This is a genomic window from Actinomadura decatromicini (genome assembly GCF_008121305.1).
GTDB lineage: Bacteria > Actinomycetota > Actinomycetes > Streptosporangiales > Streptosporangiaceae > Spirillospora > Spirillospora syzygii.
In genome coordinates, this window is the sequence record NZ_VSRQ01000002.1 from 255,513 (window position 1) to 282,070 (window position 26,558).

Below are 26,558 nucleotides of genomic sequence, written 5' to 3' on the forward strand. Positions count from 1 at the left end.
TCCTCACCGTCCGTGGAACTCGAATGCGGTCAGCGCGCTGGTGACCCCGGACGAGGCCACCATCAGCAGGGTCCGGTCGCCGTCTGCCAGCTCACCGGACCGCACGGCCTCGGACATGCTGACCGGCACCGACGCCGAGGCCGTGTTGGCGTGGTTGCGGTGGTCGAAACGGGCCCGCGCCGGGTCGATTCCGCAGGCGTCGACGACGTGCCGCGCGGCGCCGTCGCTCGCCGAATGCAGGAAGACGCGGTCGGCCTTGAACTCCTCGAAGCGCGGAAGGTCCCGGTAGTGCTCGACGAGCTTGCGGGTGCCGAACTCCAGCAGGCTGAGCCCGTAGGACACGAATTGCAGGTCCGCGAGCCCGCCCGCGACGTCGACGTCCTTGCCGAAATGGCCCGTGAAACTGGGCATGGGGACGAAGCAGAGGTCGCGTTTCTCGCCCCACGTCCGGAAGTCGGCGTCGTAGGAGCCGTCGTCCGGGGACGCGGTCAGAATGGTCGCGGTGGCGGCCTCGCCGATCGTCACGGTCGGATGCCAGTGCGGGAATTCGTCGAGCGAGGTCAGCTCGTAGCGGTACACGTCCCCGGCGCCGAACTCCGCGTTGACGATCATGATCGTGCGGTAGGCGCCGGTGCGCAGGAAGGCGTTCGCGACGTGCAGCGCCCGCACCCAGCTCGCGCAGGCGTCCAGGACGTCGAACGCGGTCGCGCGGTCGAGGCCCAGCAGGTCCTGGTAGATCGTCGCCGACGCGGGCTCGATGATCCCCCGGCCGATCCCGGCGTAGATCAGCAGGTCGACGTCGTGCGGGTGCAGCCCGGCGGTGGCGAGGGCCCGGCGGCCCACCGCCGCCGTCAGCTCGCTCGCGGACTCGCCGTCCGCGCGGTGGTGCCGCACCTCGGTGCCGCTCGACGCGAAACAGGTCCGCACCAGCTCTTCGAGAGTGCGCAGGTCGGGTTCGGGCAGGTGGGCTGAGCTGCCCGCGAGCACCCGGTCGACGACGTCCTCGTTGGTGACGACACGGGACGGGAAGACATGCTCGATCGCCAGGAATCTCATAACCGTTCCCCCGTGAGCCTTTCTCGTGAAATGGAGAAGAATCCGGCAGACGCCATTTCGCGGACGCTCTTCCCGAACGCCTCGGACACCTGTTCCAGGTCCGCGTCGGAATGGGCGGCGCTCAGCAGCAGCGTGTGCAGTTCCGGCAGGAAGACGCCGTGCCCGCGCATGTGGTAGGCGAGCGCGAGCGTCGCGGTGACGTCCAGCCCGGCCAACCGGTCCCGGACGAGGCTCGGCGTGGCGTGGTCGAACGTGATCGAGAAGATCGAGTCGCGGCCCCTGACCTGGCACGGGACGCCGCAGTCCGCGGCCCGCGCGGCGAGGTCGGCGACGAGCCAGGACGTCCGCTCGCGCAGCCCCGGGTAGATGTCCGGCCAGGCGCGGAGCTGTTCGAGGACGGCCGTCCCCGCCGCGCACGTCACCGAGTTGCCGCTCATGGTGCCGCCCGCGAAGGCGCGTCCGTCCACGTCGTGGAAGGGATCGCCGCTGGTGCGGGCCGTGTCGACGACGTCGGCGCGGCCGGTCACGGCGCCCGCGGGCAGCCCGCCGCCGATGATCTTGCCGAGGCAGGTGAGGTCCGGGACGGTCCCGACGAGGTGCTGCACCCCGCCGTAGGCGACCCGGAAGCCGGTCACCACCTCGTCATAGATCACCAGGATCCCGGCTTTGCCGCACACGTCGGACAGGGCGCGCAGGAACTCCGCGTCGTAGTCGGCCAGCGCGGACGGCATCGGCTCGACGATCACGCAGGCCAGCTCGTCCGCGTGCGCGGCGATCCGGTCGAGCGAGCCCCGCTCGCCGTACTGGAGGACGAGCGTCTCCGCGACCACCGCGTCCTGCATCCCGGCGGAGTTCCCGACCGGCTCGGGCGCGCGCGGGTCGCCGCGGTACCGGAACCACGAGCTGACCAGGCCCTGGTCGGAGAACCCGTGGTAGTGGCCCTCGAACTTGGCGACGCGCTGGCGTCCGGTATAGGCGCGGGCGATGCGCAGCGCGACCTGCACGGCCTCGGTTCCGGAGTTCGCCAGGAGGACGCGGTGCTCCAGGTCGCTCCGGGGGGTGCGGGGGGTCGTCCCTCCACGATGATCGGGGCCGAACGCCTCCGCGATCAGTTCCGCCAGCCGCACCTCGCCGGGATGGCCGACGGCGTTGACGGCGCCGCGCGCCGCCGCGTCCTGGATCGCCGCGACCACGGCCGGGTGCGCGTAGCCGAGGATGTGCGGGCCGAACCCGCCGCCGAGGTCGATGTACTCGTTGCCGTCGACGTCGCGGAGCTTGGACCCGTACGCCCGGTCCACGACCAGCGGGAACGCGCTCGGCAGGACGAACCGGTCGAAGTGCGTGGGCGCCACCAGGCGGCGCGCGGCGCGCTTCCGCAGCGCCAGGGAACGCGGCGCGGCCTCCGCCATCTGCTGCTGTAGACGGTCGCGGAGGCCGTCGTTCAGGTAGGGCGCGAAACGGTCGGTGAACCGGCGGGTCGTCGCCCAGAGGTCGATGTCCGGGTCGACTTTCGCGATGAATCCCTCGCCGGTGAGCAGCGACAGCGCGAGGACGGAGAACGCCGTCGTGATCCGCGAGCCGTGCCTGCCGAGGACGCGGATCGCGTCGTCCAGGAAGGCGAGCGTCGACCAGCGGGACGATTCCTCCTCGAAATGGCGGCGCAGGATCCGGCCGAGTTCCTCTTCGTAGGCGGAACCGCTGAGCCTTTCTGGTCGCACCGCGAACGCGCGGGTGAAGCGGCGGACGGCCGTCGTCCATTCCTTGCGGATACAGGCGTAGTAGAAGGAGGCGAGGTTCCACCTGTCGTCCTCGGACAGGCGTCCGACCAGGCCGAAGTCGAGGAAGACCAGCAGGCCGCCGGGGGCGAACACGAGGTTGCCGGGATGCGGGTCCACGTGGAAGACGCCGTGGAAATAGACCATGCAGTAGAAGGCGTCCTGCATGCGGGCGGCCAGCTCGTTCGGTGGCAGCCCGGCCTCGTCGGGGAGGTGGCCGGGGGCGCCTTCGACGAAATCCATGACGAGGACGTCCCGGCTCGAAAGCTCCTCGTGGACGCGCGGCACCCGCACGAACGGGTGGTTGCAGAAATTGGCGGCGACCTCCTGCTGCCGCGCCCCTTCCCCAGCCATGTCGCACTGTCCGGTAAGGAGCGGGCGCAGTTCCCGGAAATGGCCGGGCAGATCGTAGCCGCGGACCTTCGGGAGGACGTTCACGATCGCGAGGAGGGCGCCGAGCACCGTGGAGCTGGCCTCCAGGCGTCCGCGCACCCCCGCCTTGACCACTTTCACCGCGACCGTCTCCCCGTTGTCGAGCCTCGCCCGGTGGACCTGCGCCACCGAGCCGGCCGCGACCGGACGCATGTCGAACGCGGCGAACACCTCGTCCGGCGAACGGCCGAGGCCGCGGCGGAGCGTCCGGCGCAGGACGCGGTCGCGCATCGGCGGGAGTTCGGCGAAGAACGTCCGGAACTCCTCGACCGCGTCCCGTGGCAGGAGCCCGGACTGGGTGCCGAGCACCTGGCCCGCCTTGATGTAGAGCGGCCCCATCCGCAGCAGGTAGGCGCGCAGCAACCGGGCGGACCGGACGCGATCACGCCGCCCCACCCCGAACCGGACGGCGAGCACCACCGTCCACCACAAAACTCGCCCTGCCTCAACGAAAGCGAGCCCCCAACCCCTCATGGCGTCCTCGCAAGCGCGTGCTCGGCGGCGAGGCGGCGTAGGCCCTCGGTCATGTCGATGCGGGGTTGGTAGCCGAGGTCGCGTTTCGCTGCGGTGATGTCGAACCAGTGGGCGGTGGTGAGCTGGTTGACCAGGAAGCGGGTGAGGGGCGGCTCGTCGGTGCGGAGCAGGCGTCCGGTGAACTCCATCGCGGCGGCGAGGCCGCGGGCCGCCCACACCGGGACCGCCTTGGTCGGCGGCGTGACGCCCGCCGCGCCGAGGAGGAGGTCGATGGTCTCGCCGACGGTGCGCGGATCGTCCTGCGTGATGAAGTAGGCGCGGCCCGCCGGAGGATGTCCGGGACCGAGCCGTCCCAGCCGTTCGAGCGCCAGGACGTGCGCGTCCGCGGCGTTGTCGATGTAGACGGTGTCGATCAGCTTGGTGGCGGGGCCGACGCGGCGGAGCCGTCCGCTGCGCGCTGCGTCGGCGAGGCGGGGCAGGAAATGCGGGTCGCCCGGCCCCCAGATGATGTGCGGACGGAGCGCGACCGTCGCGAGGTCGGCGGAGTCGGCGTCCAGGACCAGCCGTTCGGCGATCGCCTTCGTGCGCGGGTACGGCGCGAGGAACCGGGACGCGTACGGCGCCGACTCGTCCACGCCGTCGAGGTCGGCGCGGTCGTGCACGACGGCCGGGCTGGACGTGTGCACGAGGATCCGCGTCCCGGCGCGGCGGCACGCGGTCACCACGTTCGCCGTGCCCGTCACGTTCACGTCGAAGTAGTCGCGGGCGGCGCCCCACACCCCCGCCAGGGCGGCGCAGTTGATCACGGCGTCGTGCCCGTCCACGGCCCTGGCCACGGCGTCCGGGTCGCGGAGGTCGCCGGTGACCTGCCCGACGTCGAGCGCCTCCGGCACCGGCAGCGGCCGCCGCTGGAACGCGCGGACGGCGTGCCCGCGCTCGACCAGGCGCGCGCAGACCGCCCGTCCGAGAAAGCCCGCGCCTCCGGTGACCAGCACTTTCATCGCGTACCTCGCTCATGTCTCAGGAAGCGCCCGGTGGCGCGGACGCGGCCGAAGCCGGGGGCGAACGCGCCGTCGGCGAAGACGACCTCGCCGCCGACGCACACCGCGGGCACGGCCGCGTCGTTGCGGTTGACCATCCGGGACACGCCGCCGAACCCCGCCATCGGCGCCTCGTGGTAGGCGGCGAGCGAGTCGTCCAGCCCGTCCGGGTCGACGACGACGAGGTCGGCGCGGTCGCCGACGCGCAGGGTGCCCGCGTCCAGGCCGAGCCAGCCGGCGAGCTCGCCGGTCAGCCGGTGCACGGCGTGTTCGAGCGTGAGGATCGGACGTCCGGCGCGGTCGGCGTCCCGGACCCGTTTCAGCAGCCGCAGCGGCGCGTTGTAGAACGCCATGTTGCGCAGGTGCGCGCCCGAGTCGGCGAAGCCGAACTGGACGGCGGGCTCGGCGGCCAGCCGGTCCAGCACGGCGGGACGGTGGTTCGCGAGCGTCGTGCGCCAGCGCAGCTTCGACCCGTGCTCGGCGACGAGGTCGAGGAACGCGTCCACCGGGTGGCGGCCGCGGGCGTCGGCGACGTCGCCGAAACTGCGTCCCGCGAGGCCCGGCTCGGGGCACGCGACGATCTCCGCGTCGTACAGGTCGCGGTGCCAGGCGCGGCGCGGCAGCGGCCGCCGGTACTCGCGCCGGAACCGCCGCCGGAACCCGGTGTCCTGGAGCAGCCGGCGCCGCTCCGCCTCGGTGCGCAGGTGCAGCACCTCGGCGGTCGCGCCGAACTCCTCGAACACGACGAGGTCGATCCCGTCGGAGTACAGCTCGAACGGGACGGGAAGGTGCTGCCAGCGCAGGTCGGCGCCGAGCGCGCGTCCGGCGACGTGCGAGGTCGCGACGAGGACGGCCGCGAGCCCCGGCGCGGACTTCGGGTCGATCGCGGTGAGCAGCGTCGTCTTCAGCGGCGCCCGGCGCGTGGCCGCGGGCGCGGCGCTCGCGGCGACGAACAGCAGCGTGTTCAGCGGCATCGCCGGGTTCGGGGCGCTCTGCAGGATCCCGCCCGTGCGGCGCAGGACGCGGTGCAGCCGCCGGTACTCGCGCCACGTCGCGTACGTGGACGGCAGCTTCGCCGACCGGTGCCGGTCGCCCGCGAGGCGGGAGAACGGGCTGGTCATCGTGGACAGGCCGACCAGTCCGGCGGCGCGGGCCGCCGCGAGCAGCGCCTCCATCCGGCGCAGCTCCGCCTCGTCCGGCCGGACGCGCGGGTCGACGGCGCGGCCGAGGCCCATGACGTGGGCGCGCAGGTCGGAGTGTCCGAGGAAGGCGGCGACGTTCGGGCCGAGCGGACGGGTTTCGAGCGCGGCGACGTACTCGGCGGCGGACGTCCAGGACTTGTTCTCGGTGAGCGCGTCGAGGATCAGCCCGCGCGGCACCGCCTCGACCCGCGCGAACAGGTCGGCGCAGTCGACGGGCCCCGCGTGGACGGTCGAGAGCGAGCAGTTGCCCATCACCACCGTCGTGACGCCGTGCCGGACCGACTCGCCGAGGCCCGGGTCGAGCAGGACCTCCGCGTCGTAGTGCGTGTGCATGTCGACGAAGCCCGGCAGCACCCAGCGTCCGGTCGCGTCGATCACCCGGGTGGACGGCGGCGGCCCGGCGGGCAGCGGGCGCGCGGACACGGCGGCGACCCTGCCGTCCCTGATCCCCACGTCGCGGACGGCGGAGGCCGCGCCGGTGCCGTCGAACCAGCGGCCGTTCCGCACGACGACGTCGAAAGGCGTGTTCATTTCGCGGACCCCCGTGGGCTGCGGCGGCTGAACGGGAAGCGGTCCGCGGCGGCGACACCGCGGACCGCTCCGCTCGTTCCGGTGGCGTGGGCGTGGTTTTACTCGACTTCCACGTCCGAGATGTCGAGCGAGCTGCAGGACGAGCTGCTGCTGCAGCCCTCGTCCATACCGATCGCTTCGAGGGTGGAAACGGGCTCCTCGATGACGGTGATCTCGATGTCGGACATTTTCCCCTCCTTTCGAGGTCCGAAGGAACTCCGTCACAGTAAGAGCGGAACGGCATTTTTCTCCATCCCGGTTTTCCGTAGTTGATACACCCCGCAATCAGGAATGCGCGGACGGGAGGCGGTCAGCCGAGATTTGCGCCGGAGGATTTCCCGGCGGCGGTTTCCACGGAATCGGCTGGTGGCCGCGCCGGACGCCGCCGCCCCCACGCGACCACGAGCACGGTCAGGAGCGCCGCGACGGCCGCGGCGGTCCGGGCGGCCCCGTCGAAGCCGAGGCCCTGCATGGCCCAGCCCGCGCCGAAGGGCGCGACCGCGAGGCCGCCGGTGTAGGCCAGCGTGTAGACCGCGTACACCGCCCCGTAGACGGGCGGCTGCCGCGACTCGGCGATCTGCGACATGACGGTGACGGTCGGCGTGAGGACGAGCGACGCGCCGCCCGTGACCAGGGCGAGGCCGATGGCGCTCTGGCCGACGCCGTCCAGCGGGCCGCCGAGCAGGAGCAACGCGACCGCGGCGAGGACGCAGCCCGTCCCGGCGACGGCGCCGGGCGAGAGCCGCGCCAGCGCGTACCCGGCGAGCGACGGCGCGATCGCCGCGGCGACGCCCGCCGCGCCGAACACGAGCCCGATCTCGCCGGTACCGGCATTCTCCGTAGTGAACAGATGCAGCGGCAGGATCGGTTCCATGAACGCGATCAGCGCCGCGCCCGTCGCGGTCAGCAGCGCGACCAGCGCGAGTCCCGGACGGCCGCGCACCTCGCGGATGCCGCCGCGGACCGCCGGGCCGGTGTCGGCCGGGACGAGGAACCAGCGGACCGCCCCGTCCGCCAGCGCCAGCGCGCAGGCCAGCAGGAACGGGACGCGCGGGTCGAACCACCCGGCGAGCAGGCCGCCGAGCGGGGGGCCGAGCAGCGTGCCGACCGCGAACGTGGACAGCGCGATGCCCATCGCCTTGCCCCGCTCGGTCGGTCCGTGGGTGGCGGCGATGAGGGCGAGGCCGGCCGTCCAGACGATGCCGGCCGCTGCGCCTTGCAGGGCTCTGGCCAGGATTAACAGTGACGGATCCCGGGCGAACGCGAACAGCGCCGTCGCCGCGGCGAGGCCGGCGACGCCGGCCAGCAGCGGCCGCCGGTTGCCCTGGCGGTCGACCCACAGCCCGGCCGCCGGAGTGGCGGCGACCAGGGCCGCGGCGTAGACGGCGAACATGAGTCCGACGCCGAGCGGGCGGCTGCCGTGCTCGGTCGCGATCTTCGGCAGCACCGGCACGGCCATGCCGTACACCAGGGCGTCCGTGGCGAGTCCGAGGGACGCGACGGTGAGCGCCGCGCGGCTCCGCGATGACGTCTCACGATTGATTCCCATAGTGAATGTGACTACCATAGTGAACGTGAGCAAGCAAGAATCGAACCGGCAGCCGCCGCGGCCCACCCGGCGCATGGGCGACACCCTGCGCGCGGCACGGGAGGCCCGCCGCCTGTCCACCCAGGCCGCCGCCGCGGCAGCCGACATCTCCACCGGCTACCTGTTCAAACTGGAGAGCGGCTTCGTCGGGACGCCGTCGCCACGCGTGCTGCACCGGCTCGCGGGCGTCCTCGACCTCGGCTACTGGGAGCTCATGGAGCTCGCCGGCTACGTCGTCCCGGAAGCGGGAAGCGACGCAGGCGCGGAGGGCCGGGCCACGCCGGCGCCGACGCCGCCCGACCCGCTTCTCCGCATCGCGGAGTCATTGGAAGCCATACGCGACGAGCTGATCACTGTAAGAAAGATTCTGGAATCCCGCGAGGACGATGCGCAGAGCGGAGCGACCGGATGAAACGTTCCAGTTCCCACGGTTTTCCTTAGTCGGAGACCGGCAGTTTCCGAGCTCCCGAATAACTGCACTGGTCAACCGCCGACCCGTCCGAAACAGGCCGCCCGACAAGAGTCCGCCACACCTTGACAGCGGCCGCGTCCAACGTGATTGCATAAATCACAGGGCACTCATCCGACGGGGCTTCACCGGAACCTCAAATGGGCTCCAATTGGCCGTCCGGGGGCTAGGTCACATGACAATCGCAATCTCCGGTAATGGCGCGGCATTCGTCGTCGGCGAGAACGCCTTCCGGGTCGTTCTGGTCGGTTCCTGGCGCGCCCTGACGTCGACTCGGCCGACCGCCGTCCACGACCAGGACGTCGAGATCCACCCGTGCGCGGACCCGGACGTCCTGGCGCCCCTCGTCCACACGGTCCGGGCGGGCTGGATGCTCGCGGGCCAGCAGCTCGACGACAGCGACATCCACCGCATGTTCTGCAGGGCCAAGGCCATCCGCGAGGACCTCAGCCTCGCCATCCTCGGCCAGCGCCGCGACTGGCGGCGGTGCGAGCGCTGGCTGCGCCGCGGCTGCCGCGTCTACCTGGAGGACACCGTCGAAGTCGACCGGATGGCCGAGGCCATCCGCGCCGCCGAACGGCTCCGCATCAACGTCAGCGACCAGTGCTTCTTCCGCATCCTCCAGGAGCGCTCGCTCGGCCCCGCGCCGCACCTCACCCAACGCGAACACGAAGTCCTCGACCTGCTCCGCCGCGGCTTACGCAACCGCGACATCGCGGGCGCCCTCCACGTCACCGAAAACACGATCGAGTACCACATGCGGCACCTGCTCTCGAAATTCGGCGCCCGCAACCGCCTGGAAGTAGTCGAACGAGCCACCGCCTTAGGACTGGCGTGACTTGCCCAGGGGGGCGACCCCCTGGAACCCCCGTCACTCGCGAGGGACCGTTTCCCGAATCGCGGTCGCTCTCGGGAAACGGCCCCTCGCTCCTCGGGTCGGGCGACCTCCGGCCTTGGCGGCCTCCGGCCGCCCGACCCGTGGCCCCGGCTGAGCTTCGTCCAGGTCAGGACATGGCGGGGATCAGTTTCAGTTCTAGGAACGTTTCCGGGGTCAGGGTCGTGGCGGCTGCGGAGCGGACGTCGGCCGAGGTCACCGTCGCTATGTTGCGGGGGTAGCGGTCCAGGTCGGCGGGCGGGAGGCCCGCGGCGGCGTAGCCGAGGAGGCGTTCGGCGCGGCCTCGGGCCGTCTGCAGGGCGCGGTGCTGGCGGACGATCAGGCGTTCCTTGACCGAGCGCAGCGCCGCCCCGCTCACGCCGTCCTTGGCCAGAGCCGCGAACGTGTCGCGGACGACGGCGGAGACCTCGTCCAGCGCCTCCGGGCGGCACGCCGCGACGCACATGCCGTAGCCGCCCTCCGCGAGCTCCCGGCTGAACGCGGCGATCGAGTAGGTGAGGGCGCGTTCCTGGCGGAGCCGCCGGTCGAGCAGGCCGTCGCGTCCGCCGAGCGCGGCCCAGGCGACGTGCAGCGGGAACTTGCGCGGCGAGGCGAGCGCGACGCCGGGCGCGCCGATCAGGCAGCAGGCGCGGGCGCCGTCGACGCGGACGGCCGTCCGGCGGCCCGGCGGGCGGGCCGCGTCGTCGGCGCGGGCGAACGCGGCGGGACGTTCCGCGAGCAGCTCCGCCATCGCGTCCTCGACCGTGCGGACACCGGCTTCCCGCAGGTGGGCGGCGCGTTCCCGGTGGGTGACGCCGTAGCGGTGCCGGTCGCCGAACAGGGCGCGCCGCACGTCCTCCGACCCGCGCTCGGACGTCGGGAGCCGGGCCACGCAGTCCTCGCGCAGCCGTTCCAGCTCCGGCTCCCCTGGTGGAGGCACGTGGTGGAACCAGGATGTGAGGGAGCGCAGGGCGGTCTCGTCCGTCCGCACCACCTCGGCGGTGATGCCCGCCAGGTCGGCGGTGACGAGCGGCTCGACGCGCATGGCCGTGCCGGTCGCCTCGGCGGTGTCCGCGAGGGATTTCGCCCAGACGGCCGCCACCAGCGGCGCGGTCAGCACGGCGGTGCGCGACACGGCGGTCAGCGGGACGGCGAGCGCCGCCGCGGCGACCGGCGACCGTCCGGTGGGCGGAAACGCCGACAGCAGCCGCACGCTCACCCCCGTCCCTCCCGACCGCTGGTGATGGTGTTGCGCCAGTGGGTCAGCACGGCCGCCACCGGCTCCGGCGCGCAGGACAGGAGCGCGTCGGTGGTGACCAGCGTCCGGGGATCGGCGGCGCGGACGGCCGCCGTCTCGACGTCGTCCTCCCGGCGGAGGGTCGGGATGAGGGCCTCGGTGCGCAGCCACGCCGCGCCGTCGGCGCTGGTCAGGCGGTCGCGGGTCCGGGTGAGCGCGGCGATGAACGGCTCCCGGGCCGTCGCCGCCCACACGCACAGCCATTCGCCCAGCGGCAGCGTCCGCACCTGGACGCCGCTCGCCGCCGCGACGGCCTCGCGGGCCAGCATGACCGGCGCCGCCGACCCGGCCGGATCGACCCGGTGGTAGGCGAACGCGATCCCGGCGTGGTCCCGTCCGGCGGTGGCCGTCCAGGGGCGGGACGGGGCGTCCGTCCGGTGCGGCGGCGCGGGCGCGCCCGTCCACCGGGACGCAACCGCCGCAACGTCCGGCAGCGGGCGCCCCGCCACGACCACGAGCGTCGCGTTCGCCGGGTGGTACCAGGTGCGGTGGAAGCGGAGCACGCGGCGCGGGGTGAGGGACGCGACGACGCGCGCGTCCCCGAGCACGGGATGCTCGAACGCCGTCCCGGCCCAGAGGCCGCCGAGCAGCGACTCGCGGATCCGCCACGCGGGCTCGGCGTGCCGGCGCGCCGCCTCCTCGACGATCGCGGCCTGCTCGGCGGCGAGGACGTCCGGCGGCACGCGCAACTCGTCGAACACCGCGCCGAGCGCGACCACGGCGCGGACGGCGTCGAACGCGCGCACGACGACGCTGTACGCCGTGGACTCCCGTCCGGTGCGCGCCGAGACGAGCGCGCCCTCCCCGACGCGCCCGCCCGCGAGCGCGCACCGGACGACGAGGTGTTCGAGCATGTGGGCGGTGCCGCGCTCGTCCGGGCGCTCGTCGCCGCTGCCGACCCGCACCCGCAGCACGACCGCGGCGAGCGGCGACCCGGGGCGGGGCGCCTCGACCAGCCGCAGCCCGCCCGGCAGCCGCACCCGCCTCATCTCAGCCCGCCGGCTGGACGCTGACCAGGGACTGCGCGAGGAAGCCTTCGTGCTCGTCCACCGCGATGACCACCCAGTCTCCGGGGGCGAGCAGCGGGTTGGCGTCGAGCGCGATCTCGTGGTGCGCCTCGGGCGCCTCCGGTGTGCAGGTCAGCTCCCTGCGGTCGATGCGTCCCATGGACTGCCACGCGATCGCTATCGGGACGGGCCCCGTGAGCCCGGTCAGGCCGACCGTGAAGCGGAGCGCGCGGCGTCCGGCGTCGTCGGTGACCTCGTCCAGGTCGGCGCGGCCGAGGTCGTGGGGGGAGACGTACCGTTCGGTGAACGGATACGGGACGGTCCGCCCCCGCTGGTCGAACACGATCGCGTGGACGGCGAGCAGCCGGTTCTCGCCGTCGTAGACGGAGGCGTGGCAGTAGTCGCGTTCCGCGCCGTCCATCAGGACGAGGACCTCCGACGTCACCTCCGGCTCCTCGGGGGTGACCAGGTGGAGGCGTTCGCGTGTTTCGTCGCGGTCGATGAAGAAGAAGCGGTGGGTAAGCAGTGTCGGCTCGTCCAGGCCGGTGACCTTGCTGGAGAAGCGCAGCCGCACGCCGCCCTCGGCCTCGTCGGCGGAGTAGGAGCAGTGCACGGGCGACCGGTCGGGCGGCAGGCAGCGGCTCGTGACGTGCCTGGCGAAGGCGGCCGGGATCAGCGACGTGTCCGCGAAGTCCTCCTTGCGGACGACCGACAGCGAGGGCCGCGCGACGAAGGACGGCACCATCGGAATCCTCCTAGGGAAGCGGGTGGGGGAACGGGTTGTCCGGTTCGGAGTCGAAGCCGAGCGCGCGGACGGCGCCGCGCAGCCGCGGATTGCCCAGCAGCCGGAACCGGTGCGCCCCGGAAAGGTGCTGGAGGCCCGGGACGAGGACGCGCACGACGTCCACCCCGACGTGTCGCGTGTCGGGCGTGCTGAGGTCGACGACATAGGTGTCGTGTCCGGCGGCGGCGAGTTCGGCGACTGTTGCGTCGAGGTCGGTTTCGGGGGGCGGTGTTCGGGCGGGGCGTGCGCAGACGGGTGGTTCGTCGGGGTGGACGAGATACCCGGCGCGGCGCCGCAGCTCGGGACGCAGCGTGTAGAGGATGGCGTGCTTGTTGAACTCGTCGACGTTCGCGAAGTCGGGCCCGGGGTCGAAGTCGCCGTAGTCCTTGACCAGCCTGCGCACGTAGGTGAGGCCCTGGGCGGCCTCCAGGAACGCCTTCTCGACGGCGCGTTCGGGTGTTGCGCGGCAGGCGCTCCCGAACGACAGGACCGGGTCGGGGCCGCCGCGTCCGTCCATGACCGCGACCACGACGGTCGGGGCGAAGTCGAGCGACAGGTCGTAGAACGACACCCGCCAGGACGTCGCGTTCGCCAGGTGGTACCGGACCCGCGACGATCCCGCGACCACGTCCTCCGGGACGGGACGCGGCGGCAGCCGGTGCAGCCAGGAGATCGCCAGCGCGTCCCGCTCCAGGATCTCGTGCAGCCCGCCGAGGACCGCCTCGCGGCGGGACGGCCCGGCGGCCAGCCCGGTGGAGATCGACGGGGCGATCGGTGTTTCGTCGCGTGCGCGGCGGTAGTAGAGGAAGACCTGCGAGGCGGGCACCCAGACGGTCTCGCCGTCCGTCCAGCGGGTGGCGCGGACCCAGCGGACGCGCGTGTCCTCGGCGAACCGCGGGAACGGGAACCCCGGCTCGTCGTACTGGGCGTCGGAGAACAGCCCGAACTCCGTCGGGTGGACGGCGGGCTCGCCGGAGCAGGTCAGCTCCGTCCAGGACGCGAGGCGCAGCCCGCCCGGACGCGACACCCCCGCCGCGTACCGTTCGAGGGACTCCCCGATCGTCGCGTGCAGGGCGTCCCCCTTGGCGAACCCGGCGCCGCCGTTGCGGATCACGCCGAGGCCCGGCCGCACCAGCGACAGGTCGGACGTCGTGCTGCCCGCCAGGTAGATGCGCGGGCCGCCGTCCGCGCGCCGCACGTTGACCGAGTGGACGACCCCGACCAGCTCGTCCACCGCGGCCGTCATCGGCGACACGGGCGCGGGGTGTTGCTGCTGTTGCGCGGCGCAGACGGGGCAGGTGGGGACGGGAAGGAGGCGGCGGCTGGACTCGTCGCCGTCCTCGTCCAGCCAGAGCAGGTCGGCGGCCGCCCGCTCCGGCCATCCGGCGATCCGGCGGGCGACCGCTCCGGCGAGCCGCGCGGCGTTCCACGGCGCCATTCCCTGTGGCAGCGCGGACAGCCCCGCCTCGGCCAGGAAATCCGCGTACGCCCGCCACGTCGGCCCATGGACGGAATTCGCGAAAATCCGGGTGCGCAGGCATTCGTAGCAGGGTGCGGACGCCTGGTCGAGGGACGGGAGCGGGCCGACGAAGGCGGCGCCGTCCCGGACGACCCCGTAGTGGAGGCACGCCCTGCCCTCGCGGACGCACTGCTCGTTGACCCGTCCGGCCCGCGGGTCGAAGATCGACGCGGTCGCGACGACGACGAGATCGGGGTCGCCGACCAGGTCTCCGGCCCGGGTCGCGTCGATGCCCGGCATTCGGCGGAGAACCGAGAACAGGTCGGCGGTGAGGTCGGCGGGCCCGTGCACCTCGACGGTCGTGACCCGCTCCTCCTTCGCGGTCTCGATGGTGGCGGGCTCGATGATGCCCTGGCCGAGCAGGCCGTCCAGGAGGCTGAGCGCGGTGTCGCGCGGCAGGACGTCCGCGAGCGCGTCGGCCAGTTCGGCGGGCCGCGCCGGGGCGTCCAGCCGGGGGAGCACGCGGTCGGCGAGGACGCGGAGGCCCGTCCCACTGAGCCTGCGCACCCCGTCCGCCGACTCGACGAAGCCGGTCGCGTCGTCGCGCACCAGCACGCGCACACCGGGTGTCAGCCGGACGGCGCCGTCCTGATCGATCACGTGGCCCTGCCTTTCTGGCGGACGGCCCTCGGGCGTCCGGGGTGCGGCTTCGCTCCGGCGGTCATGACGCGGCCTTTCCGAGGAGGACCAGGTAGAGGACGGCGTCGTCGGTCCCGTCCAGGCCCAGGAGGCGGTTGAAGTAGTCGTCGACGAAGCCGATCAGCGGATGCGCGACGAGCCCGAGCGCCGCCGCGGCGACCACCACGCTCTGCGCGAGATGTCCGCATTCGAGGAGGACCATCCGGTAGCCGCGCTCCCAGTACTTCCACTGGTTGCGGCGGAACGCGCCCGCGAACACCGCGATCGCGGCCGCGTCGGCGACCCGTCCCGGATAGCCGGTGTGCGCCGCGACCTCGGCGAACGCGAAGTCCGACCGGACGAGTTGCAGCACGCGGCGGCCGGGATGGAAGTAGTGGACGCCTTGCCGCAGGCCGTCCACCCGGCGGGTCAGGACGAACAGGTCGCACGAGCACAGTCCGCCCGCGGTGGGGGTGGCGCGGAGGGGCAGCCTCGTCCCGCCGGACGTGCGCGCGAAGCCGGTGATGCCCGCGGACAGGTCGAGGACGCGGGCGAGGTCGGCCGCCGGAAGCGCGGACGCGGCCATCGGCGCCGCCGACCGCCGCCGCCGGACCGCCACGTCCAGCGGAAGCAGCGCCTGTTTCTGCTGTTCCGTGGGGAGCGCGTACTCGGTTTCGGTCCGGCCGTAGTCGCGGTAAGGGCGGGCCAGCGCCTGCCGGACGGTGGGGGCGAGCCGGTCGATGTCCACCGGCGGGAGCGTCCGGTGTCCGGCGCGGATCTTGGAGTTCTCGTGGAAGAGCCGGGACAGCCGGACGCGGGACGGCGGGCAGGCGAGCGGCACCTCGGCGGGCGCCGTGCAGCCTGCGACGTCGTGCTCCGCCCACGGCCCGAGTTCTCCTGGCCGCTCCTCCAGCAGACTGCATTGGATGACGGCGCCGCGCTCGTCGTCGAGCACCGTCCGCACCTTGGCCTTGACGCGGTCGCCCAGCTCGCCTTCGGCGACGGTGCCGTCGAGCGTTGTTTCGGCGGTTACCTCCACGGGCTCGGCGGGCGCCGTCCAGCCGCCGGACGCGATCTTGGCGAGGACACCATCGAGCGCGGCGCGCACCGCCCCGGCCGGGGTGAGCGCGCAGCCGAGCGCGCGGATCTCGCGCGCCGTCGCGCCGCCGCCTTGCCGGAGCACCGCGCCCACCAGCGGCAACCCGTCCGGCGCGTCGAACAGGTGGCAGTCGAGGCGGCCGTCGAAGGACGGGTGCAGGGGCGGCGGCACCGCGTCCTCCCATCCGGTCAGGCGGCGCGCCGTGGCGGGCGGCGGACGGCGCGCGACCGCGTCGCACACCGCCGCGCGGACGGCGGCGGCGCGCGACGGACCGGCGCCGACGCCGTGTCCGGGACGTCGTTGCCGCAGGTCGACGGCGCGGGCCGCGAGGCGCCACGCCGCGTCGGCCGCGTCGTGCCCGGCGGTCAGGGCGAGCATGGGGACGGGGTCGCCGGACAACTCCAGCCGTCCGGCCGCGTGGCGGGCGGCGACCAGCGCGAACGCGGCGCCCTCGGCGAACGCGGGGAGCGGGACGTCGCGCACGCCGTACCCCAGCGCCTCGATCAGCCCTACGGGTTCGGCTGTTTCGGCCATCAGAGCGTCACCCATTCCCGGTGCGGGACGCTCCGCTCGCCGCAGTCGTCGCAGAACGGGTCGCGCCAGGTCGTGACCGACCTCTGCTCGCCCGCGACGACGTCCACGGTCGTGACCCGGCCCCACGGATGCTCCGCGCCCATCGGCAGCAGCGCGTTCAAAGCGAGGTGGGAGAGGAGGCCGCCCGTCCAGTGAAGGCTTCCGGCCTGCATGGTCGCCCATCCCGGACGCGCGCTCCGCTCCTTTCCGGCCGCCGTGTCGGGCGGGACGAAACAGCGCAGGCACCCCGATTCCCCGGCCTTCACCCACGGCCCGATCCGGACGCTCTGCGGCGAGAATACGACGGGAACCCAATTGCGCCGCGCCGAGCACAAAGCGCGGTTCACTGCCATGAGCACCTCTTCGTCGGACGCCACGACAATGTTCAGATCGGCCTCTTCATCGGCCTGCTCGACCTGGATTGCCTGTTCGCTGAGAAGCCGACCCCACACCGAGACGACATGCTCAGGCCCGCGCAGGACGATACGTTTCGCTCGCACCCCCATGAACGCCCGGTCGGGATCGGCCGCCCGCCGCGCGACATACGAATAGAGGCGGCGACCGGGCTCATCGTCGATGACGACCTCATCGCCAGGAAAAAGCAGGACGCCCATTTCGCGGAACCGCTCGACATAGGGCTCCAGCGTCGCGACCTCGGCCGCGGACAACTGCTCCGCCGCAGGTGCGGCGCGCCGCAGTCGCGGGACGACCCGCAGCAGCACCTCCGCCAGGGCATCCAGCGAATCCTCCCCGGCCGCCAGCGAAAAGGCGCGCGGCCCGACCGCGATCTCGCATTTCCCACCCGCGTCGCCGAAACGCACCTCGACGTCCGAAGCGGCGACCAGCACCGTTCGCATCAGCTCGGAATCAGCCACAAGGCCGATCATAGAATCCGCGCGGAGCCACGCCAATATCGGCAACACCAGTACCGTACTACGGAATTCCGTAGTACTGATCGAGATTGTTTCGGTCCTTTAATGGGTGGATGTTGAGCCGAAGGAAAGTCCTGGGGGCCGGCGCACTCGCATTGCTCGCCCCACGTCCACGGTCGGCCCGTCCCTGGCCCCGTCTCGCCCGGCATCTGAGGGGGCGGCTCGTCCTGCCCTGGCACCCCGGATATCGGACGGCAAGACAACTCGACCTCGCCCAGTACGACCGCGTCAACCCGGCGGCGGTCGCCTATTGCGCCGACGAATCCGACGTGGCGGTGTGCCTCGCCTTCGCGCAGGACGAGCGCCTGCCGTTCGCCATTCGCAGCGGCGGCCACAGCTTCGGCGGCTACTCCACGTCCCACGGCCTCCTTATCGACGTGTCCCGGCTGAGCGCGATCGCGATCGGACGCGAGGCCGCTTTCGGGCACGGTGCCGTCCGGATCGGCACCGGGGCGGCGGCCGTGGACATCCTCAACGCCCTCGCACCCGCCGGGCTCGTCGTCCCCAGCGGGGCGTTCGCCACGGTCGCGGCGGGCGGCTACATCCAGGGCGGCGGCATCGGCTACCTCACCCGGACCCTCGGCCTGGCCTGCGACAGGGTGACCTCAGCGCGGGTCGTCCTCGCGGACGGACGGACCGTCACCGCGTCCCGCGACCAGCACCCCGACCTCTACTGGGCGATCCGCGGCGGGGGCGGCGGGAACTTCGGCGTCGTATCCTCGTTCGACGTCGTCCCCGCCCGCCTCACCACCCTCTCCGTGGCCACGCTGACCTGGGATTTCACCCGCGCCGCCGACATGCTGGACGGCTTCGCGCACTTCCTGGCCGACGCCCCGCGGACGGTCGGCGCCGTCGCGGTCGTCGCCCTCGGCGACGGCGAACCCCCATGGTCGGGCGTCGTCCTGATCTCCCCCGGCGACCTCCGCCCGCAAGTGGACGCCCTGCTGTCCGCGACGGGCCCGGCGTCGTCCCAGAGCATCGACGTGATGTCGCACCAGGACTTCATGCTCTACACCTACGGCTGCACGGACCTCACCCAAACCCAATGCCACCGAATAGGCACGCGCCAAGGCGCCCTCCTTCCCCGGACGCCATTCGGCCTGGTACGCGGCCGTTTGTTCAGCCGCCCTCCGTCCCGGGAGATGTGGGAAAAGGCCCTGGCGGTATTCGACCTCCCGCGTCCCGCGAGCGTGGCGAACAAACTGGAGGTCCTGGCCCTAGGCGGAGCGGACAACGACCTCGCCCGAACGGACACCGCCTACGTCCACCGCGACACCCTCTTCGACCTGAACTACCTGAGCTCGGTCTACCAAACCCCCGTCCCCCCGGAAGCACGCGCCGCCGCGACCACCTGGGTGAACGCGGGCTTCGCCGCCATCGGCCCTTACTCGAACGGCGAGACCTACCAGAACTTCGTCGACCCGTCCCTGCCCGACTGGGCCCGCGCCTATTACGCCGAAAACCAGACCCGCCTGACCACCGTCAAAACCACCTACGACCCCCACAACACCTTCACCTTCCCCCAATCCATCAGGGGCCCTTCAGCCACATGACCCCCTGTTCAGGCCCGAATTCCTAGAAGCCATTCCCGCAGGAACACGACGTCCTCCATACTGGAGTCCGCAGACGGGGGCGGTTCGGCACGCTGCCCGCCTGCGGACTCCGGCCAAGGAGGCAGGCATGAAACGGCTGTGGGACGCCCTGATGCGCCTTGAAGACCGCATGCTCTTCGACTCCGAAGGCCGTCGCCGCGGCAGAAGATTCCCCACCACCCGCGCCGGCTCAGTAGTGGCGATCCTCGCCCTGGCATTAGGAATCGCCCTGATCACCGGCCGAATCCTTTGGTGGACGGAACCAACGGCAGGCCCGGGCGCCCTCATCACCCTCGGCGGCCTAACAGCCCTGACCCGCCGAGCCCTAGCCCTCCACCGCGAGCCCCACCCCGCCCCGACGCCCCCGCCCAACCCCTAAAGCAAAACCGCCACCTCCTCCCGGACGCGCCAACATCATCGTGGCCAGCACAAAGGAGGAATGAGCAGCCCCATCGGCACCCCAGGCTCCTGCTCTGGGCGTGACCGCGGGATCCCTGGGACAAATGCCATCTGGGCGCAATCCACCCCAACAGTCGCCCAACCCTCTTGCAAACCCTCGGCCCTGCTCCCCGAGAGTCGGAATGCCCCGCCGCAGGTTCGCTGCTGCCTACCTCGAACCAGTTCGATCGAGGTAGGGGCCGTCGCCCTGCGCTCTCGCATTGAGGGCACGGTGATGGCTGATCAGATGCGATGGTGTGTGCTGGCGTCGCTGTCTTTGCTGTCGACTGCTGGGATTCGCCGCGCCCGTGATCGGGACGGTAGCCCCCGGGGATGCGCTCACCGAAGGGATCTCACGCTCGTGGGTCTAGACATGGTCGGGCAGGCGACCGGGTTGTTCACCGTCACCAATATCGACGACATCCTGATCCTGGCCCTGTTCTTCGCCCAAGGCGCCGGGCATCACCGCTCAGCGATCCGGATCACCGTCGGGCAATACCTCGGGTTCGCCGCGATCCTCGCTGTGGCCGTGGCGGCCGCGTTCGGCGCGACCTTCCTGCCGGAGTCCGTCATCCCCTATCTGGGGTTGCTCCCACTTGCCCTCGGGCTCAAAGCAGCCTGGCATGCGTGGAAGAACCACCGAAACAGCGAAGAAGAGAACGAGGAGCAGACAAGGTCAAGCGGCCCAGCCGCCCTCGAAGTCGCCGCGGTGACCTTCGCGAACGGCGGCGACAACATCGGGGTTTACGTCCCGGTCTTCGCAACCGCCGCCACTGGCGGCATGATCGTGTACGCCGTTGTCTTCCTCGTCCTGGTGGGCGTCTGGTGCGCGATGGGTCGCTACTTCGCAACGCGGCCGGTCATCGCCCGCACCCTCAGCCGGTGGGGCCATGTCCTCCTTCCCGTGGTCTTGATCGGCATCGGCCTGCTGATCCTCACCGAGGGCGGTGCTTTCGGCCTGTAGCGCCGCGAGCATCTCCCACACTCGATCGCCTGAGTCCCGACCCACCGTCGTCCCCTGCCCCGCAACAACCGAACGGACCTGTCCGAAGGTGCACGGGACGAGCGGCTTGGATGTCTTTGCGAGGGCCAGGACCCGGATCCGTACGAACGATCCGCGCACCGATCAGTTTCTTCCGCTCGACTGGTCTACTCTTCCGAGACCCGGCTGACGGAAGGCATCGCGCAATGCGGAAACTGATCTACGGCATGAACCTGTCCCTGGACGGCTACGTTTCCGCGCCCGGCGGCGACATCAACTGGAGCGAGCCGAGCGACGAACTGTTCCAGTGGTGGCTCGACCAGGAGCGGGCGATCACCCTCTTCCTCTACGGGCGCCGGCTGTGGGAGACCATGAGCTCCTACTGGCCGACCGGCGACCAGCAGCCGGACGCCACCCCAGCACAGATCGAGTTCGCGCGGAACTGGCGGGACACGCCGAAGGCGGTGTTCTCCTCAACGATCGACAAGGTGGACTGGAACGCTCGCCTGGTCACCGGCGACGCCATCGCCGAGATCACCCGACTCAAGGCCGAGGACGGCGGACCGATGAGAGTCGGCGGCGCAACGCTCGCCGCAGCGGCCATGCGGGCCGGTCTGATCGACGAGTACGAGATCGTCACCCACCCGGTAATCGTCGGCGGCGGCAAACCGTTCTTCACCACGCTGGAGAGCCGGGTGAACCTGAACCTGGTGGAAACACACACGTTCCCCGGCGGCGCGCACTTGACCAGGTACAAGACAAGGCGCTGAGCACGCTCGCGAAACAGGAGAGCCCAGGCCAGAACCAAGTTCCGACCTGGGCTTTCGGTTGGGTGGAGCCTAGGGGATTCGAACCCCTGACACCCGCCTCACAAAGCCGATCATGAATCTCCCACCCGCCCTGGCACCCCGCTGACCGGGGCGCTGGGCTGCTGTCGCGCGGTGCCCGCCCCCTGCGGCCGCCCCGAGCGTGCGACGTAGCCGCTGCTCTTCCGCAGCTTTCCTCGCTCCGGCCCCAACGAGACCTGCACTTAGCGGCGGACGAGTCCTGTCAAGGGTGGCGAAGCCATCACGTAGTGACCCCCGAAGGGTGCCCCCATGACGGGTTGCGGCCGTCGCCATCCTCGACAGCTCGAGGTCGGGGAAGCCCCGCGCCCTTCCAGCCCAGCCGCAAGCAACCCGCCGCGTGAAGTGTCAGTCGACGTTGCCAAGGACGCCGCGAGCCTGGACACGAAACTCACTGACCGCGTGGTAAAGCCGTCGCTCTCGCGCTGAGGCCGTAGCGGAGTGTTCCGCTCTCTCGCTGGCGTCTCCCGCGTGGGCATCCCTCACCATTCGCTGCATGACCTCGGAGAGGCCTCGGGACTCCTCGTCGATTCGGTCGGCCGCATCGACGATGGAGGGAGGGCCTTCGAGGATGACGACTTCCGCGGCACGGTGGACGTCGCGGGCCCGGGCGATGAAGCGCTGGACCGTCTCGTCCAGTTCGGGCAGGTCGGGAGAAGCCGCCTTCAATGCGTGGAGGATCGCGTCCATGGCGATATCGCGATCATGGAGGGCACTGAGGTAGGCGGCATAGGCGTCGCGTCGATGCTGACGGCGCCACTGGACGTGTTGGGTTCGTGCTTGCGTCCTACCGTTCACGACAGCCGCCCCCAGCGTGGTGAGCGAGCCAACGGCTGCACCAAGCAGGGCGGCGAGTCCTGCGTCCATGGCCACATTGTGGCGACACAGTGACCGCGCGGCCATGATCTACCTCCACGCGACGGACGAACGGCACCGCGAGATCGCCGACACCCTGAGCGCGATGGCCAAGGCTGAACTCAAGGGCAAGAAGCGATCGGGCACGCAACGGGCACGGAAGCGGAAGAAGAGATCTTGAGACAAGAGAGGCCAGGCCGGAACTTCGGTTCTGACCTGGGCTTTCGAGTGGGTGGAGCCTAGGGGATTCGAACCCCTGACACCCGGCTTGCAAAGCCGGTGCTCTACCAACTGAGCTAAGGCCCCTTGCGGCGGCACAAGCCTACCCGTGGTCGGCGGTCCGTGGGGTACCGGCGTTGGCCGGGAGGACGAGGGTGGGGAAGGACGTGACGCTGGGGAGGATGTGGGTGGCGCCGGCGGTGAGGAGGCGGTCTCGGTCGTGGGCGCCGGTCAGGACGCCGGCGACGATCGAGGCGCCCGAGCGGCGGCCCGCGAGCATGTCGTTGGCGGTGTCGCCGCAGACGGCGATGTTGCGGACGTCGTCCACGCCGAGTTGCAGGGCGGCGGAGAGGACGAGGTCGGGCCATGGCCGTCCGCGCGGGACGTCCTCCGGGCAGAGGGTGAGGTCGACGCGGTCCCACCAGCCGAGGGCGTCGATGACGCGGGCCTGCGTGCTGCGGCTGAAGCCGGTGAGCAGGCAGACGCGGACGCCGGCGTCGCGGAGGCGCAGCAGGACGTCGTCCGCGCCGGGGACGGGGTGCAGGCCGCGGCGGTCGACGAGGTCGGCGTAGGAGCGCTCGAACGCCAGGTGCGCGGCCTGGGCGCGGGCCTCGTCGAAGAGCGAGCGGAAGACGCCGAGCTTCGACGCGCCCCGCGAGTCGCGGAAACGGGAGACGGCACGGTCGTACGCCGCCGTGCCGGAGACGATCCCCAGTGCGGCGATCGCCTCGGCGAAGGCGGTGTGGACGGTGTCGCCGTCCGCGACAGTGGTCCCGGCGAGATCGAGGCAGGCGACGGTGATCGGATCTGCTTCGTTCACGCCGGGGCCTTTATCGCCGTCGTCTCGGTGAGCGCTTCCATCCTCGGTCGGCCCGCACGGGCTCCGGCTCTCGCGGGCGGACGGACGAGAACGTCAGTTGTCGGACGACGTGGCCTCGGTCCACAGGTCCAGCTCGGCGCGGTCCTGCTGCAGCCGGCGCCAGACAGCGAAGCCACCGAGTGCGACGACGGCCAAAATGAGCAGCTTCTTCACGGTGGGACCCCTTCACCTCGACTATGCAGTCAAACCCGAGGGAATGTCTTACCTCAACGTCTGCTTCCCCCAGGCTCTCCGCAGCCTAGCAATCGTTCCCGGGCGATCCGCACCCCCTCACCGGTATCGGACCAGCGGTCCAATCCGGTGCGGGCGGCGCCACCCCGCCGGGACGCCCGTCCGGCCGCGCGATCCCGGGGACGACCCCGCGGGAGAATCGATGGCGGAGGACGACTTCCGGCGCTGGGAGCACGAGTTCGAGCCGGGCGCGCCGAAAGCGGCGCAACACCCGGAGGGGCCGCGACGGGAGTCGTCCGGAAGGCGCGGCGTGGCGGTGGCCGCAGGCATCATCGCGTTCGGCTGCGCGGGGGTGATCGCGCTGGGCGACGTCCCGCTCGGCGCGGCCGGGCTGGTGCTGGCGGCGCTCATCCTGGTCCTGTGGCGGATCGGAATGTAGGCATCTGTGGTTTTGTGCGGACCGATCCGCCATCATCTGCGCATGGACCTGCGCGGAGCGAACGTCCTCGTCACCGGGGCGACCGGCGGGATCGGGCGGGCGCTCGCGCGGGCGATCGCCGACCGGGGCGGACGGCTGGTCCTCACGGGCCGCCGCGCGAACGTCCTCGAACCGCTCGCCGACCGGCTCGGCGGCCGGGCCATCGTCGCCGACCTGGCCGACCGCGCGTCCGCCGAACGGCTGCTCGACGACGCGGGCCAGGTGGACGTCCTCGTCGCGAACGCCGCGCTCCCCGCGTCCGGCCTGCTCCCGGACTACTCGATCACTGAGATCGACCGCGTGCTGGACGTGAACCTCCGGGCGCCGATCGTGATGGCGAAGCTCGCGAGCGCGCGGATGGCCGATCGTGGCCGCGGGCATCTGGTGTTCGTGTCGTCGCTGTCCGGGAAGTCGGCGTCCGGGCACGCATCCCTCTATAACGCGACGAAGTTCGGCATGCGCGGGTTCGCTCTCGCCCTGCGCGAGGATCTGCGTCCGCATGGCGTCGGCGTGTCGACCGTGTTCCCCGGCTTCATCCGGGACGCGGGCATGTTCGCCGACGCCGGGGTCACGCTGCCGCGCGGCATCGGCACGCGGACACCGCGCGACGTCGCGCGGGCGACCGTCCGGGCCGTCGAACGGAACATCGCCGAGGTGGACGTCGCCCCGCTCGGCCTGCGGCTCGGCGCGCGGTTGGGCGGCGTCGCGCCCGCCTTGTCCGCGGCGGTACAGCGCCGCGCGGGCGGCCCGCGCATCACCCGCGCCCTCGCCCAGGGCCAACGCGACAAGAGGTGACCGGGAGGCTGGGACGGGCCAGGGTGGCGACAAAATCGGGTCTCCAGGTGATAATCCGGGCAGCCCCGCTTGATCGGCGGGGCGTGCGGCGCTCGCGTCCTCCCGGGCGGCATCTCGCCTGCCGCGGCGCGTCCCGAGGAGGTCTGCGCATGTGGACGACGGGTAGGACGGCGGCTATCGGGGCGGCGGCCGCGACCGTGCTGGCCCTGGCGGCGGCCCCGGCGCGGGCCGCGGACCCCGCCGACGCGACCGTGGTGCCGGTCCAGGTCACCGGCGACCCCGCCAAACGCTTCAACCTGGTCATCCTCGGGGACGGCTACACGCCTGCCGACATGCCGAAGTTCCGCGCCAACCTCGCTGAGCACCTCAACGACTTGTGGACGATCGAGCCGTTCAAGTCGTACCGCAGCTATATGAACGTGTACGCGGTGGAGATTCCGTCCGGTGAGTCTGGGGTGAGCTGTGACCCGTCCCTGTCGTCCCCACGCCGGACGACACCGTTGCGCATGGCGTTCTGGAGCGGATGTCGTGAGGACGGCATTCAGCGGCTTCTCGTCATGGATTCCGCGGCGGCCAAGACGTATGCGGACCTCGTCCCAGGGGCCTCTGTAGCGAACCGTCAGATTCTCGCGCTCGCCAACAGCGACACCTATGGAGGTGCAGGCGGAGCGTACGCGACCGCCTCGGGTGGGAACGCGATGTCCGCCCTCATCGCACCGCACGAGTTGGGCCACTCACTGGGCGGGCTGCAGGACGAGTACGACTACTACCAACGCGGTGTGCCTGGCGGGACGTACACCGGTCCTGAGCCCGACTCCATTCACCACACTCTGCTGACCGAGCAGGAGATGAAGACGCAGAAGGCGAAGTGGTGGCGGTGGCTGGGCGAACGGAGCGAATCCGGGGGGACCATAGGACGCTACGAGGGCGGCATCTACTTCAGTAAGGGCGTGTGGAGGCCGAGCCAGCACTCGATGATGAAGACGCTCGGCTACTACTTCGACCAGGTCGCCCGCGAGCGGATGACGCAGCGGATATCGGCGAAGGTCAACCTCGTCCAGGCCCACACGCCGACCGACGCACCGGTCGGAGCCGACCGCGTCCTCTGGGTGGAGACGATGCACCCGACCGGGCATCAGCTCTCCATCACCTGGACGGTCGACGGAAAGCCCGTACGGGCGACGTTGCCTGCGGGCCGCGGCGCGGCGGGAGCGAACCTCGACCTGTCGCGGCTGCACTTGAAGAAGGGCACGCACACCGTTCAGGCGACGGTCGTCGACCCGACCGGCTTCGTCCGGGACCCGGCCGTCCGGTCGTCCGCCGCGCTCACCCAGGTCCGCACCTGGACGGTCGATACCGGAGTGAAGACCCCGCCGGACGACGTACCGGTCGATTTCAGCTCGTCCACGCCGACCGACAAGCCGGTGGGCGCCGACTCGGTGGTCTACGCCGAGACGACGCATCCGGTGGAGAGTGTGCCGTCCGTCCGCTGGGAATTGGACGGACGCCGTGTTGAAGGCGGCGACCGGGACATCGATCTCGGCCGTTTCCACTTGTCCGAAGGCACGCACAAACTGGTCGCGCGCGTCGGCTCCAAGAGCCGTTCCTGGACGATCGACGCCGAAGCCCCGACGGTGAAATACGAGCTCTCCAAGGCCGCTCAGGTTCGTCCCGGACGCACGCCCGAATACGTCTTCGACGGACCGTTCACCATGCGTCTGACCGGCGCCGACGACCACGCGGGCGTCGTCGTGTCCGAGTTCCGCGTGGACGGCGACGGCTGGTTCACCTATTTCGGCTGGCCGACCGACTCGTCCGCACCCTGGCTCTTCACCGAGAACGGCACGGTCATCGACAGCCTCACCTACGGCAAGCTCGGCAAGGGGCGCCACACGATCGAATACCGCGCCATTGACACGGCGGGCAACACGACGGCCGCCTCCGAATTCAAAGTGACCCTCCGCTGACCTGAGACACGCGGAGGGCCACCAGCG

The 26,558-nt window shown here is 71.6% G+C and carries 24 protein-coding genes and 1 tRNA gene; 9 read left to right on the forward strand and 16 right to left on the reverse strand.

What is annotated here, in order from left to right; all coding sequences use genetic code 11:
• Positions 1–3: 3 nt before the first annotated feature.
• From FXF68_RS08820 to FXF68_RS08840, 6 genes are all read right to left on the reverse strand, one after another.
• Complete coding sequence (locus FXF68_RS08820; RefSeq protein ID WP_148758462.1) at positions 4–1,056, reverse strand: 3-oxoacyl-ACP synthase III family protein; 1,053 nt, start codon at positions 1,054–1,056, stop codon at positions 4–6.
• Positions 1,053–3,680: an aminotransferase class III-fold pyridoxal phosphate-dependent enzyme gene (locus tag FXF68_RS08825; RefSeq protein WP_222869871.1), complete on the reverse strand. Its 2,628-nt coding sequence runs from the start codon at positions 3,678–3,680 to the stop codon at positions 1,053–1,055. The genes FXF68_RS08820 and FXF68_RS08825 overlap by 4 nt, the downstream gene beginning before the upstream one ends.
• A 53-nt stretch (positions 3,681–3,733) precedes the next feature.
• On the reverse strand, positions 3,734–4,738 hold the full coding sequence (locus tag FXF68_RS08830; RefSeq protein ID WP_148758464.1) for an NAD-dependent epimerase/dehydratase family protein: 1,005 nt from the start codon (positions 4,736–4,738) through the stop codon (positions 3,734–3,736).
• Entirely contained in the window at positions 4,735–6,510 is a 1,776-nt protein-coding gene (locus tag FXF68_RS08835) for an N-acyl-D-amino-acid deacylase family protein (RefSeq protein WP_148758465.1), read from the reverse strand. The genes FXF68_RS08830 and FXF68_RS08835 overlap by 4 nt, the downstream gene beginning before the upstream one ends.
• Positions 6,511–6,608: 98 nt before the next feature.
• Positions 6,609–6,737: a hypothetical protein gene (locus FXF68_RS44410; protein WP_281288903.1), complete on the reverse strand. Its 129-nt coding sequence runs from the start codon at positions 6,735–6,737 to the stop codon at positions 6,609–6,611.
• Between the two features lie 122 nt (positions 6,738–6,859).
• Positions 6,860–8,098: an MFS transporter gene (locus FXF68_RS08840; protein ID WP_187437815.1), complete on the reverse strand. Its 1,239-nt coding sequence runs from the start codon at positions 8,096–8,098 to the stop codon at positions 6,860–6,862.
• A gap of 25 nt (positions 8,099–8,123) precedes the next feature.
• Between FXF68_RS08840 and FXF68_RS08845 the strand changes: the two genes are divergently transcribed.
• The gene (locus tag FXF68_RS08845; protein ID WP_187437816.1) at positions 8,124–8,549 is read left to right on the forward strand and encodes a helix-turn-helix domain-containing protein; all 426 of its coding nucleotides are present in this window, start codon (positions 8,124–8,126) and stop codon (positions 8,547–8,549) included.
• A gap of 232 nt (positions 8,550–8,781) precedes the next feature.
• Positions 8,782–9,444 carry a response regulator transcription factor gene (locus FXF68_RS08850; RefSeq protein WP_187437817.1) on the forward strand — a complete coding sequence of 221 codons (663 nt, stop codon included), beginning with the start codon at positions 8,782–8,784 and terminating at the stop codon, positions 9,442–9,444.
• Positions 9,445–9,610: 166 nt separating this feature from the next.
• On the opposite strand, the gene FXF68_RS08855 is transcribed toward FXF68_RS08850, so the two are convergent.
• From FXF68_RS08855 to FXF68_RS08880, 6 genes are all read right to left on the reverse strand, one after another.
• Positions 9,611–10,699 (reverse strand): M16 family metallopeptidase, encoded by a 1,089-nt coding sequence (locus tag FXF68_RS08855; protein ID WP_187437818.1) that lies wholly within the window; start codon positions 10,697–10,699, stop codon positions 9,611–9,613.
• Positions 10,696–11,766, reverse strand: coding sequence for a M16 family metallopeptidase (locus FXF68_RS08860; RefSeq protein ID WP_148758469.1), 1,071 nt, complete (start codon positions 11,764–11,766; stop codon positions 10,696–10,698). Before FXF68_RS08860 ends, FXF68_RS08855 begins: the two co-directional genes overlap by 4 nt.
• 1 nt (position 11,767) lies before the next feature.
• The gene (locus FXF68_RS08865; RefSeq protein ID WP_148758470.1) at positions 11,768–12,529 is read right to left on the reverse strand and encodes a DUF5944 family protein; all 762 of its coding nucleotides are present in this window, start codon (positions 12,527–12,529) and stop codon (positions 11,768–11,770) included.
• A gap of 10 nt (positions 12,530–12,539) precedes the next feature.
• Entirely contained in the window at positions 12,540–14,687 is a 2,148-nt protein-coding gene (locus tag FXF68_RS08870; protein WP_148758471.1) for a TOMM precursor leader peptide-binding protein, read from the reverse strand.
• Between the two features lie 61 nt (positions 14,688–14,748).
• Positions 14,749–16,338: a SagB/ThcOx family dehydrogenase gene (locus tag FXF68_RS08875; protein WP_148758472.1), complete on the reverse strand. Its 1,590-nt coding sequence runs from the start codon at positions 16,336–16,338 to the stop codon at positions 14,749–14,751.
• Positions 16,338–17,252 (reverse strand): hypothetical protein, encoded by a 915-nt coding sequence (locus FXF68_RS08880; protein ID WP_148758473.1) that lies wholly within the window; start codon positions 17,250–17,252, stop codon positions 16,338–16,340. Before FXF68_RS08880 ends, FXF68_RS08875 begins: the two co-directional genes overlap by 1 nt.
• 110 nt (positions 17,253–17,362) lie before the next feature.
• Between FXF68_RS08880 and FXF68_RS08885 the strand changes: the two genes are divergently transcribed.
• The 3 genes from FXF68_RS08885 (at position 17,363) to FXF68_RS08895 (ending at position 21,091) form a co-directional block, all read left to right on the forward strand.
• Complete coding sequence (locus FXF68_RS08885) at positions 17,363–18,862, forward strand: FAD-binding oxidoreductase (protein ID WP_148758474.1); 1,500 nt, start codon at positions 17,363–17,365, stop codon at positions 18,860–18,862.
• Positions 18,863–19,712: 850 nt separating this feature from the next.
• Positions 19,713–20,303, forward strand: coding sequence for a cadmium resistance transporter (locus FXF68_RS08890; protein ID WP_246178527.1), 591 nt, complete (start codon positions 19,713–19,715; stop codon positions 20,301–20,303).
• Between the two features lie 224 nt (positions 20,304–20,527).
• Positions 20,528–21,091: a dihydrofolate reductase family protein gene (locus tag FXF68_RS08895; protein WP_148758476.1), complete on the forward strand. Its 564-nt coding sequence runs from the start codon at positions 20,528–20,530 to the stop codon at positions 21,089–21,091.
• 423 nt (positions 21,092–21,514) lie between these two features.
• Here FXF68_RS08895 and FXF68_RS08900 read toward each other — a convergent pair whose 3' ends face one another.
• A complete protein-coding gene (locus FXF68_RS08900) occupies positions 21,515–22,033 on the reverse strand; it encodes a proline dehydrogenase (RefSeq protein WP_148758477.1) in 519 nt (172 codons plus the stop codon).
• Positions 22,034–22,067: 34 nt separating this feature from the next.
• Between FXF68_RS08900 and FXF68_RS44415 the strand changes: the two genes are divergently transcribed.
• Positions 22,068–22,202, forward strand: coding sequence for a hypothetical protein (locus FXF68_RS44415; protein ID WP_279436369.1), 135 nt, complete (start codon positions 22,068–22,070; stop codon positions 22,200–22,202).
• A 52-nt stretch (positions 22,203–22,254) separates the two neighbouring features.
• Here the strand turns inward: FXF68_RS44415 and FXF68_RS08905 are convergent.
• The 3 genes from FXF68_RS08905 to FXF68_RS43010 form a co-directional block, all read right to left on the reverse strand.
• Positions 22,255–22,327: transfer RNA gene (locus FXF68_RS08905), tRNA-Ala, on the reverse strand.
• 16 nt (positions 22,328–22,343) lie between these two features.
• Positions 22,344–23,060 carry an HAD-IA family hydrolase gene (locus FXF68_RS08910; protein ID WP_148758478.1) on the reverse strand — a complete coding sequence of 239 codons (717 nt, stop codon included), beginning with the start codon at positions 23,058–23,060 and terminating at the stop codon, positions 22,344–22,346.
• A 93-nt stretch (positions 23,061–23,153) separates the two neighbouring features.
• Positions 23,154–23,273: a DLW-39 family protein gene (locus FXF68_RS43010; RefSeq protein ID WP_211342807.1), complete on the reverse strand. Its 120-nt coding sequence runs from the start codon at positions 23,271–23,273 to the stop codon at positions 23,154–23,156.
• A gap of 220 nt (positions 23,274–23,493) precedes the next feature.
• Here FXF68_RS43010 and FXF68_RS08915 point away from each other — a divergent pair, with 220 nt between their 5' ends.
• The 3 genes from FXF68_RS08915 to FXF68_RS08925 all read left to right on the forward strand — a co-directional run bounded on the left by FXF68_RS08915 (position 23,494) and on the right by FXF68_RS08925 (position 26,531).
• Positions 23,494–23,730: a hypothetical protein gene (locus tag FXF68_RS08915; protein ID WP_148758479.1), complete on the forward strand. Its 237-nt coding sequence runs from the start codon at positions 23,494–23,496 to the stop codon at positions 23,728–23,730.
• Positions 23,731–23,772: 42 nt separating this feature from the next.
• Complete coding sequence (locus FXF68_RS08920) at positions 23,773–24,564, forward strand: SDR family NAD(P)-dependent oxidoreductase (protein ID WP_148758480.1); 792 nt, start codon at positions 23,773–23,775, stop codon at positions 24,562–24,564.
• A gap of 149 nt (positions 24,565–24,713) precedes the next feature.
• Positions 24,714–26,531, forward strand: a complete 1,818-nt coding sequence (locus FXF68_RS08925) for a M64 family metallopeptidase (RefSeq protein WP_148758481.1) — start codon at positions 24,714–24,716, stop codon at positions 26,529–26,531.
• Positions 26,532–26,558: the final 27 nt, after the last annotated feature.

Excerpts from the sequence above, each read along its gene's own strand:
- FXF68_RS08925 (WP_148758481.1), top strand. The coding sequence starts at position 24,714 with ATGTGGACGACGGGTAGGACGGCGGCTATCGGGGCGGCGGCCGCGACC.
- FXF68_RS08890 (WP_246178527.1), top strand. The coding sequence starts at position 19,713 with ATGGTCGGGCAGGCGACCGGGTTGTTCACCGTCACCAATATCGACGAC.
- FXF68_RS44415 (WP_279436369.1), top strand. The coding sequence starts at position 22,068 with ATGATCTACCTCCACGCGACGGACGAACGGCACCGCGAGATCGCCGAC.
- FXF68_RS08840 (WP_187437815.1), bottom strand. The coding sequence starts at position 8,098 with ATGGGAATCAATCGTGAGACGTCATCGCGGAGCCGCGCGGCGCTCACC.
- FXF68_RS08860 (WP_148758469.1), bottom strand. The coding sequence starts at position 11,766 with ATGAGGCGGGTGCGGCTGCCGGGCGGGCTGCGGCTGGTCGAGGCGCCC.
- FXF68_RS08915 (WP_148758479.1), top strand. The coding sequence starts at position 23,494 with ATGGCGGAGGACGACTTCCGGCGCTGGGAGCACGAGTTCGAGCCGGGC.
- FXF68_RS08885 (WP_148758474.1), top strand. The coding sequence starts at position 17,363 with ATGTTGAGCCGAAGGAAAGTCCTGGGGGCCGGCGCACTCGCATTGCTC.
- FXF68_RS08820 (WP_148758462.1), bottom strand. The coding sequence starts at position 1,056 with ATGAGATTCCTGGCGATCGAGCATGTCTTCCCGTCCCGTGTCGTCACC.
- FXF68_RS08835 (WP_148758465.1), bottom strand. The coding sequence starts at position 6,510 with ATGAACACGCCTTTCGACGTCGTCGTGCGGAACGGCCGCTGGTTCGAC.
- FXF68_RS08875 (WP_148758472.1), bottom strand. The coding sequence starts at position 16,338 with ATGGCCGAAACAGCCGAACCCGTAGGGCTGATCGAGGCGCTGGGGTAC.
- FXF68_RS08900 (WP_148758477.1), bottom strand. The coding sequence starts at position 22,033 with ATGGACGCAGGACTCGCCGCCCTGCTTGGTGCAGCCGTTGGCTCGCTC.
- FXF68_RS08865 (WP_148758470.1), bottom strand. The coding sequence starts at position 12,529 with ATGGTGCCGTCCTTCGTCGCGCGGCCCTCGCTGTCGGTCGTCCGCAAG.
- FXF68_RS44410 (WP_281288903.1), bottom strand. The coding sequence starts at position 6,737 with ATGTCCGACATCGAGATCACCGTCATCGAGGAGCCCGTTTCCACCCTC.
- FXF68_RS08850 (WP_187437817.1), top strand. The coding sequence starts at position 8,782 with ATGACAATCGCAATCTCCGGTAATGGCGCGGCATTCGTCGTCGGCGAG.
- FXF68_RS08920 (WP_148758480.1), top strand. The coding sequence starts at position 23,773 with ATGGACCTGCGCGGAGCGAACGTCCTCGTCACCGGGGCGACCGGCGGG.
- FXF68_RS08895 (WP_148758476.1), top strand. The coding sequence starts at position 20,528 with ATGCGGAAACTGATCTACGGCATGAACCTGTCCCTGGACGGCTACGTT.
- FXF68_RS08830 (WP_148758464.1), bottom strand. The coding sequence starts at position 4,738 with ATGAAAGTGCTGGTCACCGGAGGCGCGGGCTTTCTCGGACGGGCGGTC.